Raw genomic sequence first — 17,717 nt, 5'->3', positions numbered from 1 at the left:
CATTATTTGCAAAATAAAACCACAAAGTCCTAAATATATTAATTTATAAAAGCAAAACCACATATGGCATTATCAGGTTTATTCCGAAAAAAAACGGTACAAGATATTCTGAAGCAAGTTGCAAAGAACGAAGCAGATGGTCATAATGCATTAGGAAAGCATTTAACAACCAGAGATTTAACAGCTTTTGGAATCGCAGCAATTGTAGGTGCAGGAATTTTTAGTACGATCGGAAAAGCAAGTGCCGACGGTGGACCAGCCGTAATCTTTCTGTTTTTATTTACTGCACTAGCGTGTAGTTTTGCAGCTTTTGCTTATGCCGAATTTGCCTCAATGGTTCCCGTTTCCGGAAGTGCTTATACGTATTCTTATGTCGCTTTTGGAGAAATTATCGCTTGGATAATTGGCTGGGCCTTGATTATGGAATATGCTGTTGGAAATATAACCGTGGCAATTTCATGGAGTGATTATTTTACAGGACTGCTCCAGAGCGGCGGAATTCATTTACCGCAATGGATTCAGATGGATTATTTAACTGCTTCAAACGGATTTAAAGATGCAACTGCTTTAATGCAGGGCGGAAAAACATACGAAAACTTAGGTGCAGGATTACAGGCAGCATATACGGCTTGGACAACAGCGCCAACGATTGGCTCTTTTCACTTTGTGGCTGATTTACCAGCTCTTTTTATTATTGTTTTAATTACAGCATTGGTTTACAGAGGAATGAAAGAATCTCGTAATGCGAGTAATATAATGGTTGTTGTAAAACTTTGTATCGTGCTTTTAGTAATCGCAGTTGGAATATTTTATGTAGATACAGCCAATTGGGATCCGTTTGCACCAAATGGAGTTAGCGGTGTCTTAAAAGGAGTGTCAGCTGTTTTCTTTGCTTATATTGGTTTTGATGCGATTTCGACTACTGCTGAAGAATGTAAAAATCCACAGCGTGATTTACCGCGCGGTATGATGTGGGCAATTATAATTTGTACACTTTTATATATTGCAATTGCCTTGGTTTTAACCGGAATGGTGCGTTATAACGAATTGAATGTTGGAGATCCTTTAGCGTTTGTTTTCGATAAATTAAACCTAAAATGGATGTCTGGAATTATCGCAGTAAGTGCTGTAATTGCAATGGCGAGTGTTCTATTGGTTTTCCAAATGGGACAGCCTCGTATCTGGATGAGCATGAGCCGTGATGGTTTATTGCCAAAGAAATTCTCTACGGTTCACCCAAAATTCAAAACACCTTCTTTCGCTACAATTGTAACCGGTTTTGTGGTTGCGATTCCCGCGTTATTCTTAAACTTGACAATGGTAACGGATCTGTGCAGTATTGGGACTTTATTTGCCTTTGTATTAGTTTGTGCAGGAGTTTTAGTGTTGCAGAATAAACCTGAAATTCCAAGAGGAAAATTCAAAACGCCTTATGTCAATTCAAAATATATATTGCCAGTTTTAATGATTGCCGGATTGTATTATGCTTTTGCTTTCAACAATAAAGCAACAATGGCTTTTATAAATAACGAAGCACAGACAAATGATGCTACGACAATTATTACTTCTTTAGATAAGGAAGAATCTGCAAAAGTTTTCAATTATTTAGAAAGTATTGACGTAAAAAATAAAACTGCCGAAACTTCAGATTTAGAGCATTTATTAGGCCAATATCAAGATGATGACACTAAATATGTCGAAGTTGTAAAAGGTTTGCCAATCAATGACTCACTAAAATACGAATCAGGTTTCAGCTTGTTCAAACACAAAATTCCGATGTGGATTTTCTTATTTGTTTTAGTTGGATTAGCGGTTTGGGCTTTCAGAAAAAATCTTTCTCTAATTCCGCTTTTAGGATTAATTTGCTGTCTATACATGATGGCGGAATTAAGCGTTTGGAACTGGATTTACTTCACCATCTGGTTATTAATCGGACTATTGATTTACTTTACTTATAGCAGAAAAAATAGTAAACTAAATACTCAAGTTGTGAGTTAGAAGTAAAAGGTTATATGTGAAAAGCCGTTCTGAGAATAATCTCAGAGCGGCTTTTTTATTTTTAATGTTTATAGAAATATTCTTATGTTTTAAAAACACTTTTCCTTAAGTTTGTTTCAGAAAAATTTTAGATTTAATTTATAATACATGGGCTTTCTTGATAAAATATTGGGTAAAAAGGAATCTCCAATACAATCCTACAGTGATTTTTGGAATTGGTTTTTGAAAAACGAAAAAGAGTTTTTTAAGATTGTTCAAAACGGAAAAAATATACATAAAGATTTTTTTAATAGACTGGGACCAAAACTAGACGAAATTCACGATGGAATTTATTTTCTCACTGGAATGTTTAATGATCAAACAGCCGAACTTATTCTAACACCTGATGGAGCCATTAAAAATATTTATGTAATAGAAGAGTTAGTCAATACTGCTCCAAAAATGGAAGGCTGGAAATTTACTGCTCTTAAACCAGCATCAGCTATTACAGATGTTGGAATAAATTATGAGAATTTTGAATTTAATAAAGATAATTTAAAATTCTATCCTAACATTCATACCGGTTATCCTGATGAAATTGATTTAACCATTGTTTACAACCATTTCACAGAAGATAAAAAACAATTGGTGACAAATGGAGTTTATATTTTTCTGGATAATTTTCTAGGTGAACTACATTCTGTTACTTTAATTGATAATATGAAGGTAGTGGGGCTAAATGAAACCTCTGAAGAATTAATTCCGATTGAAAAATTGAAAGATTATTTAATTTGGAGAGAAAAAGAATTTGTCGAAAAATACGAAGGCACTAGACATAATACTGATAATGATAATTATTCAAGTTACGAGGCCACTACAAAAGATGGAGGAGTTGTTATTGCAATATTAAATACAGATCTTTTAAAATGGGATAAAAAAGCCTCTCATCCGTGGGTATTTATTGTTACGATTCCGTTTGATGGAAATAATAATAATGGAATGCCAGATAACGAAGCCTATCAATTATTAAATGAAATTGAAGATGAAATAGGATTGGATCTTAAAGATTTGGAAGGTTATTTAAATATAGGAAGAGAAACTGCAGACAGCAAAAGGGAAATCTTTTTCGCTTGTAAAGACTTCAGAAAACCATCAAAAACAGCAGATCAATTAATTAAAAAATACAGCGGTTCTTTGGAGATAAGTTATGAAATCTACAAAGACAAATACTGGCAGTCTTTTAGGCATTTTGAGCAAAATTAAATTATAGAAACCGTTCTGAGATTAACCAGAACGGTTTTTTTATTTTGTCACAGATTGAAATGATAAAAAAATTTTGTCTCTCGCAGATTTAGCCGATCTTTAAAAAAATAATCTGCATTATCTGCTAAATCTGCGAGAGAAACAAAAACTCTTAGTGATTCTCTGCGAAAGCTCTCTGTGAATCTCCGTGAATTGAACCCTTTAAAACCCCAAGTTCCACCATACAAGCCTTAATCATCTCATAAGTACGCTGAATATCATTATCTAAACCAATAGAAAAACGAATCAAGCCATCTGTTAACCCCATTTCTTTTTGTTCTTCCAACGGAATTTCACTAGAAGTTGAAGTTCCTGGTGCGCTGAATAACGTTTTATAAAAACCTAAGCTTACTGCCAAATACCCAAGGTTTCGTTCCTGCATCAATTCCATTAATTCATTAGCTTTTTCCAAAGTACCAACGTCAATCGTCAGCATTCCACCAAAACCATATTCGGGATTAATCATCGTTTTATACAATTCATGACTCGGATGGCTTTTCAATCCTGGATAAACCGTTTTTAAGCCTTCTTTCTCAAATTGATCCGCCAAATAATGCGCATTATGACTGTGTTGTTTAATTCTAATATGAAGTGTTCTCAAATTTTTCATCACACTTGCAGATCGTAAACTATCCATCGTTGGACCTAAAAGCATACTCGCACCAGAATTTACATTTTTCAGGGAATTAATAAATTCTTTAGACGCACAAGTCACGCCTCCGACAGTATCGCTGCTTCCGTTAATGTATTTTGTCAAACTATGAATTACGATATCAGCACCTAATTTTGCGGGAGAAACAGATAAGGGTGAAAATGTATTATCGACGACCAATTTCAAATTATGTTTTTTAGCAATTTTAGCCAAACTAGCAATATCAGCCACTTCCAATAACGGATTACTCACCGTTTCGCAATACAAAACCTTGGTTTTTGGCGTAATCGCCGCTTCTACAATATTCAGTTTTGTAATATCTACAAAGCTCGTTTCAATTCCGAATCTTGGTGTAAAGTTTTTTAGGAAAGCGTATGTTCCGCCATAAATTGTTCGGCTTGAAACAATGTGATCGCCTGCACCGCACAACTGCAAGAGAGTAGGCGTAATCGCACCCATTCCCGAAGCCGAAACATTAGCCGTTTCTGTTCCTTCCATTGCAGCCAAAGCCTGATCTAAATACAAATTGCTTGGCGATGAATGGCGCGAATACAAATAACAGCCTTCCATATTGCCTTCAAAAGTGTCAAACATGGTTTTAGCCGAAAGAAAAGTATAAGTCGAAGAATCAGAAATCGACGGATTCACACCGCCAAATTCACCAAAGTATTGCAAATCCTGAATTTTATCTGCTGGGTTAAAGTTTTTCATATGTTTAGTTTTTGTTTGTTTCAAGTTTCAGGTTTCAAGTTGAGAGCGAGTAAGCTCATTTTTAATAAATTCTATTCAAAATAAGGTTTAATTAGAAAATTAATCAATCATAAATTATATAATTAGATTTTAAAACTATAAAAATGTATTTACTATGATTTTTTATCTAATTTTGGCATTAAAGATCTAGTTCAATAGATTTTCTTTCTATTCAAAAAAGACAATAAATGTTAACCAGAGGATGAGATTGTTTCGTTCCTCGCAATGACGTAAATATGACTCTTGATGCCATCGATAAAAAACTCCTTGTTTTACTTCAAACCGACAGTAAAAAAACAACCAAAGAATTATCTTTAAAACTCAATCTTTCTGTAACCGCAGTTTACGAACGAATAAAAAAACTAGAACGAGAAGGGATCATTAAAAACTATGTGGCACTAGTCGATAAATCCAAAATCGAAAAGGGGTTTGTGGTTTTCTGTCATCTAAAATTAATTCAGCATACCAAAGAATTCCTAACAAAATTCGAAAGCGAAGTCATTAAGCTAAACGAAGTTTTAGAATGCCATCACGTAAGCGGTGATTATGATTATATTCTGAAAGTTTTAGTAAAAGATATGGAAGCGTATAGAGAATTTTTGGTTACCAAATTGACTTCGCTTCAACATATTGGCAGTACGCAAAGTATGTTTATGATTAGTGAGGTGAAGAATTCGACGGTGATTTCTTTTTAGGAGGTTCAAAGGTTCAAAGAAACAAAGGTTCAAAGGTTTAAAAAAAAGATAGACTATGATTCTAAGTTACTAAGGTTCTAAGTTTTTAATCTCGCAAAGACGCAAAGCTACTTTGAATTGCCTCCAGCTTTAGCTGGAGGAATTAAGATTTGATATAGAAAAGGCTTTAGCCAAAAAGCAAAGTTAGGCTAAAGCCTAAGAGTTTGTAATTTTTTTGTCATCCAGCTAAAGCTGGATGCAATTCATTTTAATTTTAAAAAAAACTTTGCGACTCTGCGCCTTTGCGAGATTAAAAAAATAAAAGCCTCAAAACTTTGCATAACACTTTACTAACCTTTTCCTTAAAATGCACAATCCATAAAAAAGCTTAGCGCCCTAGAGTCTTTGTGGCAGAAACTCCCACCCAAAATTTCACACAAAAAACATTGAGATTTAAACTTTAAACAAAACTTTATTCCTTAATTTTGTATCGCTAAAAATAAAATAGACAAACTATGAGTTCATTTGACGTAGTCATTATAGGTTCAGGTCCTGGCGGATATGTATCAGCAATTCGTTGCGCACAATTAGGTTTCAAAACTGCAATTGTAGAAAAGTATAACTCTCTAGGCGGCACTTGCCTTAACGTAGGTTGTATTCCTTCAAAAGCTTTATTATCTTCTTCTCATCACTATGCAGAAATTGCACATTTTGCAGATCACGGAATTGAAGTTTCTGGAGATGTGAAAATCAATTTAGAGAAAATGATCGCGCGCAAGCAAGCAGTTGTAGATCAAACCGTAGGTGGAATCAACTACTTAATGGATAAAAATAAAATTACTGTTTTCACTGGTTTAGGTTCTTTTGTAGACGCAACACACATTGCAGTGGCAAAAGCTGACGGAACATCTGAAACTATTGAAACTAAATATGCTGTAATTGCTACAGGTTCAAAACCATCTTCTTTGCCTTTCATTAAAATCGATAAGGAAAGAATTATCACTTCTACTGAGGCTTTAGCGTTAAAAGAAGTTCCAAAACACTTAGTAATTATTGGAGGTGGCGTTATCGGAATCGAGCTTGGACAAGTTTACTTGCGTTTAGGAGCTCAGGTTTCTGTAGTTGAATTTATGGACAGAATTATTCCAGGAATGGATAGTTCATTGTCTAAAGAATTGACTAAAGTATTGAAAAAACAAGGAATGAAATTCTACGTATCTCACAAAGTTAAATCAGTAGAAAGAAACGGCGATGCTGTTGTAGTTCAGGCTGAAAATGCAAAAGGAGAAACAATCACTCTTGAGGGAGATTATTCATTAGTTTCTGTTGGTCGTCGTCCGTACACAGACGGATTAAATGCTGATAAGGCAGGAGTTAAAATCTCTGACAGAGGACAAGTTGAAGTAAACGATCATTTGCAAACTAATGTTCCAAACATTTATGCAATTGGAGATGTAGTTCGTGGCGCAATGTTGGCACACAAAGCAGAAGAAGAAGGAACTATGGTTGCTGAAATCTTAGCTGGACAAAAACCACATATCGATTATAACTTAATTCCTGGTGTAGTGTACACTTGGCCTGAAGTTGCTGCAGTTGGACAAACTGAAGAGCAGGTGAAAGCTTCAGGAACAGAATATAAAGTAGGAAGTTTTCCTTTCAAAGCTTTAGGCCGTGCAAGAGCAAGCGGAGATTTAGACGGATTCGTAAAAATAATTGCTGATGCAAAAACGGATGAGGTTTTAGGTGTTCATATGATTGGAGCTCGTACAGCAGATTTAATTGCGGAAGCAGTTACTGCAATGGAATTTAAAGCTTCTGCTGAAGATATTTCAAGGATGAGCCACGCACACCCAACTTTTGCTGAAGCAGTTAAAGAAGCAGCATTAGCAGCTACTGATAATAGAGCATTACACGTATAATCTACGTTTAAATTATATTTTAAACCGCCATTTCCATAATTTTGGGATTGGCGGTTTTTTCTTTTTGTTCAAGAAATAATCTTTGTAAAAATGTAAAAATCCATAAAAATTTTGTAAATTAGATGTGCCAATATGGTGTTATCTTTACTTTCTTTAAAAGATAACATTATGAAAAATAGATATATAGCTCCAATTCTTCTTGGGGCAGGAATTGCGTTTGTACTTTATTCTTGCGGATCAACAATTCCGAAGAAAGCTGCAGCTGTCAAAAAATTTGATAAAGCAAAATATCTGGGAAAATGGTTTGAAATTGCCAGATTAGATTATAAATGGGAAAAGAATTTAGACAATGTAACTGCCGAATATTCTTTAAACGATAACGGCACAATAAAAGTAGATAATAAGGGCTATAATGTCAAAAAAGACAAATGGGAAGAAAGCATTGGGAAAGCCAAGTTTGTCAAAAAGGACGATGTTGGAATGCTAAAGGTCTCATTTTTTGGTCCTTTTTATTCAGGATATAATGTAATTGCCATTGATCCAGATTATAAATATGCACTTGTAGCAGGAGAAAACCTAAAATACATGTGGATTCTTTCAAGAGAAGCTACAATTCCTGAAAGTGTAAAAGCAGATTATCTTATTAAAGCACAAGAAATTGGTTATAATGTTACCGATCTAGTTTGGGTCAAACATGATAAAACCAATTAAAAAAATAAACCCGACAGTTTAAAAGCTGCCGGGTTTGTTTTTTTTTAATTGATTATGATTTTATGCAGTGAAAACACTTTTATAATTATTCCAATATCTGTAAATCAAAAATAAGTTAGCAGCAAATAATAGTGCCGCAATTGGCAAACCTTCTGGAGCTAAGAAATAGTTGATAAATAAAATATTTACTGTTATAGGTAAGATCAAAATATTAGCCAATGTAACATAACGCCCAGTTACAAATGCAATGCCACAAAGCAATTCGATTGATTTTGCCAAAGGCATTAAATAAGTTGAAGCCATTAAACCGACATTAAAGGCTTTAAAATTCCCTGTCGTTTCTGGTTCTGGCATTAGATGGAAAAAATAACTAATCGAGGCAAAAAGCAATAAGAGGCCAATTAAAACGCGGACAATAATAGTAGCAATTTTCATAATATTTAGGATTTTAATAGGTTAAAAATATAATTTATGTGCTGAGAATATTATAATCTGAACTTCTCATAAAATGAAATTCAACTTTAAAAGCCATTTTATTGAGGATAATACAATCAATACTGTCCTATTTTGGGATTAATTGAATGCTATATCAAATATAACGAATTTTTACTTACGATATTGCTATTTTATTAACACTTTTCTTATTTCTTTCCGTATTTTTTATAGACAAAAATGCTGCCTAGAATAATTAGAATAAACGGCCAAAGGTTAAGAAAGAAAACCAAAATCGACTGCAAAATGTACCAGCCAGTTTTTAAAGAATCAAAAATTTGAATTCCTAAATTAGGTTTGTAAAATGCACTGTCTCTTTCGCCGGCAGTTATTTCTTGCTTGATGGTTTCGTTTTGATAAAGCTGTAAACTAATTGTGCTGAAATTAATCTGATCCTGCATTGATAGATTATCAATAGTGCGATTGTCATTGGCTTCTTTTTTGTCATCCAAAGAGTTTTCAGCCTCGATAATATCATTAATTTTTTTGCCTTTAGCATCAATTGCTTTTTCGACTCTTTTTTCGCTGACCTTACTTCTTTTTTGCGAAAGCTGATTGGCTAATAACTTCAAAGAAACATCATCTGCCTTGATAATTCTGAAATCAAGAAAATCGATTTGTTTTGCAATTGTTTTTATTACGGTATCTAGCTGGGTATTGGGAACACGAATCGTAATATTATTTTCGACAGAATACTTAGTAGTTTCTAAAGTGCTGTCCTGGCTGATTTTAGTTTTAATCTGATCATGAATATTGCTTTGCAAATTGGTATAAGTAACAAAACCACCGAATTTTTGGGTAGCATTTTCAATTGCATAAGTAGATTTGACGACGCTTTTAACCTTGAATTTAATATCAGCAGTTCGAATGAATTTTTGTTTGCTGTCTTTTTTCTCCACCGCTGCCGATGAAGATACTGCAGTGCTGTCTGCTGCGGATGCGTAATCTGCTGATTCTTTGCTAGTAGCATAATCTGCTTTTTTACAAGAAAATAGTAATGCGATAATTACTAAGGTAGTCAAGCCTAATTTTGCAATTGTTTTCATAAATTTTTAAAAATTTGATTAATAAATAGAATATTTACGCGATGTAAATATGTTTTTGTTGTTAAATTGTTTTTATTAATTGATATAAACTCGATGTACTAAAAAGTGTGCCAATATTTTTTTTAGGATTCTTTTATTGAAGGATTTTTTTTGTCGTAATTTTGAAGTCTAAAATCCATTCATTTTTGAGAGTTTCCATTCATAAAAAGATTTCAAATCCAGAACAATTTAAACAGCAGCTTTTAGGCTGGTCACAGCAGTTTCGAGAAATCGTTTTTTTAGATAGCAATTCCTATCCGCAAGAATATTCGAGCTTTGACTTTTTATTAGCTGTAGATGCTTTTACGTCTTTAAAAACCGATTTTCAAAATGCTTTTGATGATTTAAAACAATATCAGCAAACAACTAAAGACTGGCTTTTTGGTTGTCTTTCTTATGATTTAAAAAATGATGTTGAAGAACTGGAATCCTCTAATTTTGATGGATTAGGCTTCCCGGATTTATTCTTCTTTCAGCCTAAAAAAATATTTTTATTAAAGGGAGATGAACTCGAAATTCAATATTTATTGCTTTGTGATGATGAGGTCGAAGATGATTTCAAAGAAATAGTTGAAAGTCAATCCCGTAGTCTAGATGCAAAAGTTGAAAACACAACAGCTCTGAAAATTAAACAGCGAATTTCAAAAGAATTATATGTTGAAAAAGTAACTAAAATGTTGGAGCATATTCATAAAGGAGATATGTACGAAGCGAATTTCTGTATGGAATTTTTTGCTGAAAATGCTGAAATAAATTCGTTAGAGAAATTCCAAAAACTAAATGCTATTTCACAGGCGCCGTTTTCAGTTTTCTTTAAAAATCATACACAATATTTGCTTTCGGCTTCACCTGAACGTTACTTGAAGAAAATTGAGAATAAGATTATTTCGCAGCCAATAAAAGGAACTTCAAAACGATCTCAAGATTCGATTGAAGATGAAAAATCAAAACAATTTTTAGAATCTGATTCAAAAGAGCGTGCTGAAAATATCATGATTACTGATTTGGTTCGCAATGATTTATCGCATACTGCACAAAAAGGCTCTGTAGAAGTAGTTGAACTCTGCAAAATTTACTCTTTTTTGCAAGTTCATCAAATGATTTCAACCATAACTTCAAAATTAGATCCTCAATATGGACCAATAGATGTTCTAAGAACTACTTTCCCAATGGGCAGTATGACAGGAGCGCCAAAAATTTCGGTAATGAAAATCATCGAAAATCTCGAAGAAACCAAACGCGGCTTGTATAGCGGAGCAGTTGGGTATTTTACTCCAGAAGGTGATTTTGATTTTAATGTAGTTATCAGAAGTATCTTGTACAATCAGGAAAATAAATACGTTTCTTTTTCTGTTGGAAGTGCGATTACAGCGCAATCCATCCCTGAAAAAGAATATGAAGAATGCTTATTGAAAGCCAAAGCAATGCACGAAGTTTTGCAGTAAGTTTTTTTTCACGCAGATTCTGCAAATTAGTGCAGAATCTGCGTGAAAATATTCGGAGCAAAAAAAAGACACGGTTAACATTTCATTTAAAAATAGATAGAGTTTAATTTTTTACATTTATCAAATGCTTTCAAAATTTAAAAATCACATCACTTCTAGATTTCCATTTTTGGAAGAGAAAAAACTATTTTTAGCTGTTAGCGGAGGTTTAGACAGCATGGTTTTATTGCATTTGTTAAATCAATTACCTTATGAAATTGCAGTTTTGCATTGTAATTTTCAATTGCGCGGTTTAGAAAGTTTTGGCGATCAGAATTTTATTCAGGAATATTGCGATCAAAATAATATTTCAGTTTTTACCACGCAATTTGATACCGAAGCTTTTGCAAAAGATTATAAATTATCTACCCAAGTTGCCGCACGCGAATTAAGATACAGCTGGTTTTACGAACTTTTAGAAACCAAAAATTTTGATTATGTTTTGACGGCTCATCACGCTGATGACAATCTTGAAACTTTTATTATCAATTTAACACGCGGAACGGGTTTAGAAGGATTAACTGGAATTCCGGAACAAAATGATAAAATTATCCGTCCGCTTTTGCCTTTTTCAAGAGAAGAAATTCTGAAATATGCTCAAGAAAATAATATCAAGTGGAGAGAAGACAGCAGTAATGCTTCGAATAAATACCTCCGAAATAAAATTCGTCATGATTTAGTTCCTATTTTAAAAGAAATCAATCCGAACTTTTTGAATGCTTTTCAAAAAACACAATCGTATCTCCAAGAATCAAAAGAAATGGTTGAAGACGCATCGATTATGATTTATCAGCAAGTAGCGAAAGAAGTGGAAGAAGATATTCATTTTGATCTAAATCAACTTAAAAAATTACCCAATTATAAATCGTATTTGTACCAATGGCTGAATGAATTTGGTTTTTTGGCATGGAATGATATCTATGATTTAGTTGAAGGACAGTCGGGAAAACAAGTTTTTTCTACTGAGTTTAGATTGCTGAAAAACAGAAATGTATTGATTTTAAGTCCGATTTCTGAAATGTCAGAAAAAGACGAATTCGAAATTAGAGAAAACGAAACAGAAGTTAATTTTCCCTTAAAATTGAGTCTTTGTAAAGTAGATCATATAACAATAGATTCAAATAAGGCTATATTTGTTGACGCTGAAAAAATCCAGTTTCCGTTAGTTTTACGTAAATGGAATGAGGGAGATGTTTTTCATCCTTTTGGAATGCAGGGAAAATCTAAAAAAGTAAGCAAACTCTTTAAAGACGAAAAATTGTCTTTGATTGAGAAAGAAAAAACTTGGATTTTATCTTCTGATAATCAAATAGTTTGGATTGTCGGCATTAGACAGGATGAACGTTTTAGAATCGAAAATACCACAAATAAAATACTTAAAATAGAACTACAATAATGAACTTTAATCAAGACCGTCAGGCGATAGTGCCAAGAAGTGTTTGGAGTAAATCCATTTTATTTTTACTGTTTTTCTTTTTTGCGTTTGCAAAAGGCAATGCTCAAATTTTAGAGCCAGTAAAATGGACCGCTAAAATTGAAAAAAAAGCAGGAAATAATGCCGTTTTAATTTTTGATGGAACGATTGAAAAAGACTGGCATATGTATTCGCAATTTACGCCAGATGGCGGACCGCTCGCACTGGAAATTGCATTTAAGAATCAAAAAGGGAATTACGAATTGGTTGGAAAAGCCAAAGAAGGAAAAACCAAAACGGCTTTTAATGATGTTTTTGGAGTAAACGAAACTTTCTTCGAAGGAAAAGCACACATCGAACAAGAAATAACGATCATCAACCCAAATTTAAAAACAGTTGATGTTGATTTTGATTTTCAGGTTTGTAAAGAAGTTTGTATCAATTCGAATAAAAAATTCTCCATCACGATTCCGTCAACGTTTAAAATGTCTGCTGTTCCAGCTATAGTTGAGTCGAAATTAGATGAAACAAAAGTTGCTGGTTTGGCAATTGATACGGTAAAAAAAGCTGGAGATCCAGCTCAAAAACAAGTTGTAAAAACAACTGCAGATGCGCCAATATCAAAAGATGATATGCCCGCACCAGCGCCTTCAAGAAGTTTATGGTCGATCTTTTTTATCGCTTTTATTTCTGGCTTTGCCGCTTTGCTGACACCTTGTGTTTTTCCGATGATCCCAATGACGGTAAGTTTTTTTACCAAACAAAGCAAAAGCAGAGCAAAAGGTATTCGTAATGCTATTTTTTATGGACTTTCGATTATTGCAATTTATGTAATATTAGGTTTAATAGTTACGAAAGTGTTTGGAGCCGATGCGTTAAATGCATTGTCTACAGATGTTTGGTTTAATTTGATTTTCTTCATAATATTAATCATTTTCGCAACTTCATTTTTAGGTGCTTTCGAAATTATGCTTCCAAATTCATGGGCAAATAAAGCAGATCAACAGGCAGATAAAGGTGGATTAATTGGAATATTGTTTATGGCTTTGGCCTTGGCTATTGTTTCATTTTCATGTACTGGGCCAATTGTTGGAACCTTGCTGGTTGAAGCCGCTTCGAACGGAGGAATTGCTCCAGTTGTTGGTATGCTTGGGTTTTCATTAGCATTGGCTTTGCCATTTATGTTATTTGCTATGTTCCCAGGCTGGTTAAATTCATTGCCAAAATCAGGTGGCTGGTTAAATACAGTAAAAGTTGTTTTAGGATTTTTAGAATTGGCTTTAGCGTTAAAATTTTTATCAAATGCCGATTTAGTTTTACAATTGCATTTATTAGAAAGAGAAGTTTTCATTGCAATCTGGATTGCCATTTTTGCTGCTTTAACTCTTTATTTGTTTGGAAAAATTACCTTGCCACATGATAGTCCTCTACAGCATATTTCTGTTGGAAGATTGTATTTAGGATTACTTACACTTGTGTTTACGGTGTATTTAATTCCAGGACTTTGGGGAGCACCATTAAAGTTAATCAGTGCTTTTCCGCCTCCGCCAACATATAGCGAAAGTCCGTTTGGAGTAGGAGGTTCAAGCAATGCAACTGTTAATGGAGATATAAAAGGTATGCCAGAAGGTGCAGAATTAGGGCCACATGGTATTATGGTTTTTCACGATTATGAAGATGGTTTGGCTTTTGCAAAATCAATTAATAAGCCAATTATGCTTGATTTTACTGGTTACGCATGCGTAAATTGTAGAAAAATGGAAAACAATGTTTGGTCTGATCCAACGGTTTTACCAATATTAAAAAATGATGTTGTTTTGATTTCGCTTTATGTTGATGATAAAAGAGAATTACCAAAAGAAGAACAATTTGTAACTGCAGCGGGAGATAAAATAGAAACAGTTGGTGATAAATGGACCGATTTTATGATCTCAAAATACAAAACAAATACACAGCCTTTATATGTTATAACTGATTTAGAAGGAAAGAATTTAAACAATTCTAAGCCTACAATTAGTTATGTAAGTACAGAAGAATATTTAAATTGGCTGAAAGAAGGGATTTCTAATTTCAAGTAAGTTAACTATTGAATTATGTGTTATTAGTTATTAGTTATATGAATAAGTCAGAATTACACTCTGAAATCTAAATTCTAAAATCTCCAATCTAACTCTGCAATAACAAAAGTCCTCTAAGTTTTTTATGCTTAGAGGACTTTTTTTATAATGGCAAATAATGGAAATTAATTCTTATAAGTATTCTCCGTGCTGAGAGATATCTAGTCCTAATTCTTCTTTTTCTTCAGTAACTCTTAGAGGAGTTATTTTGTTTACAACAAAGAATAAAATGTAAGAACCTACGAAAGCAAAGATTGAAACAAGTACTAATGCTTTTAATTGTGTTAAGAATAAAGTAGCATCACCAAAAATTAAACCTTGGTGCTCACCAACTACTGAGTTTACCGCGTTAGAAGCAAATACACCAGTTAATAACATTCCGACCATTCCACCAACACCGTGACAAGCAAAAACGTCAAGAGCATCATCGATTTTTCCTTTAGGGAATTTGCTTACTACAAGATTACTTATAACTGCAGCAATAATACCAATTGCCAGAGCGTGAGGAATACTAACGAAACCTGCAGCAGGTGTAATCGCAACTAAACCTACAACAGCACCAATACAAGCACCCATAGCAGATAATTTGTGTCCTAATATTTTATCAAGGAAAACCCAAGCCATAGCAGCAGAAGCAGCAGCGATTGTAGTAGTTCCTAAAGCTTGTGCAGCAAGACTTCCGGCTCCGACAGCAGAACCTGCATTGAAACCAAACCATCCAAACCATAATAAACCTGTACCTAATAATACATACGTAATTCTAGCAGGATTAACTTTTTGTACTTTACGTTTTCCTAAGAAGATTGCTCCAGCTAATGCAGCCCAACCAGCACTCATGTGTACTACAGTTCCACCAGCGAAGTCAAGTACTCCCCATTTGAAGAACATTCCGTCAGGATGCCAAGTCATATGACATAATGGAGCGTAAATGAAAATGATAAATAAAACCATAAACAATAAATAAGCCCAGAAACGTACACGTTCAGCAAAAGCTCCTGTTATTAATGCTGGAGTAATGATTGCGAATTTTGCTTGAAATAAAGCAAAAAGAATCATTGGGATTGTTGGTGCTAATTCCCAAGCAGTGTTGGCACTTACTCCTTGAAAAAATATATTTGATGAAGGATCTCCGATGAAGCCGCCAATTGTCGGCCCAAAACACAATCCGAAACCAATTACTACCCAAAGAACTGTAACAATTACCATTGCCATAAAACTTTGAAGCATAGTACTAATTACGTTTTTCTTGCCTACCATACCTCCATAGAAAAATCCTAATCCTGGAGTCATTAATAATACAAAAGCGGTTGCAACAACCATCCAAGCAGTATCTCCGGTGTCAAGTTTTAATTCGACAACGTGTGCGCCTAATGTTTTTGACTCAGTAACAAATGAGAGAGAAAAAATAGATAGTAATAAAATTGTGATGAGTATCACACTTAAAATAATTTTTCGCATAGTTATTTAGTTTTAAATTTTTTATAAAAATATAAAATCATTCGACACCCCTATTAAAAATAGAGTCTAATGTTTAATTTTTGTTAATTTTTAAATTTAACCCCCTCTAATTTGCGTGTATTTGTTAAAATGGACTTAAAATTTGGTTTTTATTAATCTTGAAACTATAAATAGAAATATTTCGAAGTGCCGTTGATAAAAAACTTGTTAAATAATTTTAAATTTAAGAGTAATTGTGTTTAAATAATTGATAAAATTCTTAAAATGATTTTGTTTTCAAATAAAAAGGCATCAAATGAATTTTCAAATGATGCCTTTTTTATAAAAAAATAAAACTAGTTTAATACCTATTTCTGACCGTATTTTTCTTTGAATTTTCTGTTCAGCTTATTTTGAAAAGTATCTAAATTGATTGCTCTTCCTTGAATAAACGCAGTAGTCAATTTATTTGTTCTCATGTCTAGCGCATCACCTTCAGATATAAACAAAGTTGCATCTTTACCAGTTTCTAAGGTACCACAGGTTGCATCAATTCCTAGTAATTTTGCAGGATTTAAAGTAATTAGCTGTACAGCAACTTCTTTGTCTAAGCCAAAAGCAGCGCAGGTTCCTGCTAAGAAAGGCAGATTTCTCACACTCATACGTTCGTGTTCTCCACTGTTTTCCAAACCAACAACAATACCTTTGTCAACTAGCAATTTTGCCATTTTATAAGGCAAGTTCACATCTTGATCATCGCTTGTCGGCATGTCGTGTACACGTCTTAATAAAACGCCAACATTATATTTTTGTAATGAAGCTGTTGCTTTGTAAGCTTCAAATCCCCCAACAATAACAATCTTTTTGATTTGATTGTCTGCTGCTAATTGAATCGCATCTACAATTTGCTTTTCTTCATCTGCGTGAACATAAAGTGTTTGTGTTCCATCAAACAATCCTTTTGTAGCTTCTAAAACTAGATTTCTATCTTTAGGAGCAGTTTGATTGTAGGCTTTTGCACTGATTAAAAAAGCATTTATTTCTTCAACCTGTTTTGGATAATCTTTGTTTGCTTCGATAACGCCAGGCTCAAACCAAGTTCCAGATCTTTTAAAATTTGATGGAAAGTTAAGGTGTATTCCGTCATTTTCTTTTAAGATAGCATCTTTCCAGCTCCAAGCATCTAGTTGAACTACAGAAGAAGTTCCAGAAATTCTTCCGCCACGAGGTGTAACCTGAGCAATTAAAATTCCATTCGGACGAACAGTTTCGACTACTTTCGATTCAGAATTATAAGCAATAATACTTCTTACATTTGGATTAAAACTTCCAATTTCTTCCTCGTCACCTGATGATTTTACGGCATCAATTTCTACCAATCCCAAAGTTGAGTTAGAAGCAATAAATCCGGGATATACATGTTTTCCAGTTGCATCAATAGTGGTGTCGTATGCGCCATCAGCCAATCTAATTGTTGATGCATCGGCTACTAAAGTTAATTTCCCGTCTTTAAATCCAATTGCACTATTTTGAATAACAGTTCCGTTCCCCAAGTGTGCCGTCGCATTTAAAATCAAAACCGATTTGGATTGTTTTGGAGCCGGTATTTGCTGTGCATTTATTTGTACAGAAGCACAAAACAGCAGCAGTAATTTATATATGTTTTTATTTATCATGTTGTCTTTTTTTATCATTATGAGTTT

The 17,717-nt window shown here is 33.7% G+C and carries 13 protein-coding genes; 8 read left to right on the top strand and 5 right to left on the bottom strand.

Annotated elements, in window-relative coordinates; genetic code table 11:
- Positions 1-63: 63 nt before the first annotated feature.
- Together IRZ83_RS05220 and IRZ83_RS05215 are read left to right on the top strand one after the other, a co-directional pair.
- Entirely contained in the window at positions 64-1,998 is a 1,935-nt protein-coding gene (locus IRZ83_RS05220; RefSeq protein ID WP_194567266.1) for an amino acid permease, read from the top strand.
- Positions 1,999-2,145: 147 nt separating this feature from the next.
- Positions 2,146-3,240 (top strand): DUF695 domain-containing protein, encoded by a 1,095-nt coding sequence (locus IRZ83_RS05215; protein WP_194567264.1) that lies wholly within the window; start codon positions 2,146-2,148, stop codon positions 3,238-3,240.
- A 151-nt stretch (positions 3,241-3,391) separates the two neighbouring features.
- Here IRZ83_RS05215 and IRZ83_RS05210 read toward each other — a convergent pair whose 3' ends face one another.
- Positions 3,392-4,642 carry an aminotransferase class I/II-fold pyridoxal phosphate-dependent enzyme gene (locus tag IRZ83_RS05210; RefSeq protein ID WP_194567262.1) on the bottom strand — a complete coding sequence of 417 codons (1,251 nt, stop codon included), beginning with the start codon at positions 4,640-4,642 and terminating at the stop codon, positions 3,392-3,394.
- Positions 4,643-4,917: 275 nt separating this feature from the next.
- Here IRZ83_RS05210 and IRZ83_RS05205 point away from each other — a divergent pair, with 275 nt between their 5' ends.
- From IRZ83_RS05205 to IRZ83_RS05195, 3 genes are all read left to right on the top strand, one after another.
- Positions 4,918-5,376: an Lrp/AsnC family transcriptional regulator gene (locus tag IRZ83_RS05205; RefSeq protein WP_029268589.1), complete on the top strand. Its 459-nt coding sequence runs from the start codon at positions 4,918-4,920 to the stop codon at positions 5,374-5,376.
- A 494-nt stretch (positions 5,377-5,870) separates the two neighbouring features.
- Complete coding sequence (gene lpdA / locus IRZ83_RS05200) at positions 5,871-7,274, top strand: dihydrolipoyl dehydrogenase (RefSeq protein WP_029268591.1); 1,404 nt, start codon at positions 5,871-5,873, stop codon at positions 7,272-7,274.
- 168 nt (positions 7,275-7,442) lie between these two features.
- A complete protein-coding gene (locus tag IRZ83_RS05195) occupies positions 7,443-7,985 on the top strand; it encodes a lipocalin family protein (protein WP_029268593.1) in 543 nt (180 codons plus the stop codon).
- 60 nt (positions 7,986-8,045) lie between these two features.
- On the opposite strand, the gene IRZ83_RS05190 is transcribed toward IRZ83_RS05195, so the two are convergent.
- Together IRZ83_RS05190 and IRZ83_RS05185 are read right to left on the bottom strand one after the other, a co-directional pair.
- Positions 8,046-8,420, bottom strand: coding sequence for a DoxX family membrane protein (locus IRZ83_RS05190; protein ID WP_029268596.1), 375 nt, complete (start codon positions 8,418-8,420; stop codon positions 8,046-8,048).
- Between the two features lie 206 nt (positions 8,421-8,626).
- Entirely contained in the window at positions 8,627-9,523 is an 897-nt protein-coding gene (locus tag IRZ83_RS05185; RefSeq protein WP_194567260.1) for a DUF4349 domain-containing protein, read from the bottom strand.
- 185 nt (positions 9,524-9,708) lie between these two features.
- Here IRZ83_RS05185 and IRZ83_RS05180 point away from each other — a divergent pair, with 185 nt between their 5' ends.
- The 3 genes from IRZ83_RS05180 (at position 9,709) to IRZ83_RS05170 (ending at position 14,538) form a co-directional block, all read left to right on the top strand.
- Positions 9,709-11,007, top strand: coding sequence for an anthranilate synthase component I family protein (locus tag IRZ83_RS05180; protein WP_194567258.1), 1,299 nt, complete (start codon positions 9,709-9,711; stop codon positions 11,005-11,007).
- A gap of 124 nt (positions 11,008-11,131) precedes the next feature.
- Entirely contained in the window at positions 11,132-12,442 is a 1,311-nt protein-coding gene (gene tilS / locus IRZ83_RS05175) for a tRNA lysidine(34) synthetase TilS (RefSeq protein ID WP_194567256.1), read from the top strand.
- Positions 12,442-14,538 carry a protein-disulfide reductase DsbD family protein gene (locus IRZ83_RS05170; RefSeq protein WP_194567248.1) on the top strand — a complete coding sequence of 699 codons (2,097 nt, stop codon included), beginning with the start codon at positions 12,442-12,444 and terminating at the stop codon, positions 14,536-14,538. The genes tilS and IRZ83_RS05170 overlap by 1 nt, the downstream gene beginning before the upstream one ends.
- Before the next feature lie 171 nt (positions 14,539-14,709).
- On the opposite strand, the gene IRZ83_RS05165 is transcribed toward IRZ83_RS05170, so the two are convergent.
- Both IRZ83_RS05165 and IRZ83_RS05160 read right to left on the bottom strand, forming a co-directional pair.
- Positions 14,710-16,035: an ammonium transporter gene (locus tag IRZ83_RS05165; RefSeq protein WP_029268605.1), complete on the bottom strand. Its 1,326-nt coding sequence runs from the start codon at positions 16,033-16,035 to the stop codon at positions 14,710-14,712.
- A gap of 347 nt (positions 16,036-16,382) precedes the next feature.
- Entirely contained in the window at positions 16,383-17,690 is a 1,308-nt protein-coding gene (locus IRZ83_RS05160) for an amidohydrolase family protein (RefSeq protein ID WP_194567246.1), read from the bottom strand.
- Between the last annotated feature and the right edge of the window lie 27 nt (positions 17,691-17,717).

The sequence above is a fragment of the Flavobacterium sp. JLP genome (assembly GCF_015350755.1).
GTDB lineage: Bacteria > Bacteroidota > Bacteroidia > Flavobacteriales > Flavobacteriaceae > Flavobacterium.
Note: the sequence above shows the minus strand (reverse complement) of the source record. Positions and strands in the feature narration are given on the sequence as shown.

Excerpts from the sequence above, each read along its gene's own strand:
- IRZ83_RS05210 (WP_194567262.1), bottom strand. The coding sequence starts at position 4,642 with ATGAAAAACTTTAACCCAGCAGATAAAATTCAGGATTTGCAATACTTT.
- IRZ83_RS05160 (WP_194567246.1), bottom strand. The coding sequence starts at position 17,690 with ATGATAAATAAAAACATATATAAATTACTGCTGCTGTTTTGTGCTTCT.
- tilS (WP_194567256.1), top strand. The coding sequence starts at position 11,132 with ATGCTTTCAAAATTTAAAAATCACATCACTTCTAGATTTCCATTTTTG.
- IRZ83_RS05215 (WP_194567264.1), top strand. The coding sequence starts at position 2,146 with ATGGGCTTTCTTGATAAAATATTGGGTAAAAAGGAATCTCCAATACAA.
- IRZ83_RS05190 (WP_029268596.1), bottom strand. The coding sequence starts at position 8,420 with ATGAAAATTGCTACTATTATTGTCCGCGTTTTAATTGGCCTCTTATTG.
- lpdA (WP_029268591.1), top strand. The coding sequence starts at position 5,871 with ATGAGTTCATTTGACGTAGTCATTATAGGTTCAGGTCCTGGCGGATAT.
- IRZ83_RS05220 (WP_194567266.1), top strand. The coding sequence starts at position 64 with ATGGCATTATCAGGTTTATTCCGAAAAAAAACGGTACAAGATATTCTG.
- IRZ83_RS05195 (WP_029268593.1), top strand. The coding sequence starts at position 7,443 with ATGAAAAATAGATATATAGCTCCAATTCTTCTTGGGGCAGGAATTGCG.
- IRZ83_RS05170 (WP_194567248.1), top strand. The coding sequence starts at position 12,442 with ATGAACTTTAATCAAGACCGTCAGGCGATAGTGCCAAGAAGTGTTTGG.
- IRZ83_RS05205 (WP_029268589.1), top strand. The coding sequence starts at position 4,918 with ATGACTCTTGATGCCATCGATAAAAAACTCCTTGTTTTACTTCAAACC.
- IRZ83_RS05185 (WP_194567260.1), bottom strand. The coding sequence starts at position 9,523 with ATGAAAACAATTGCAAAATTAGGCTTGACTACCTTAGTAATTATCGCA.
- IRZ83_RS05165 (WP_029268605.1), bottom strand. The coding sequence starts at position 16,035 with ATGCGAAAAATTATTTTAAGTGTGATACTCATCACAATTTTATTACTA.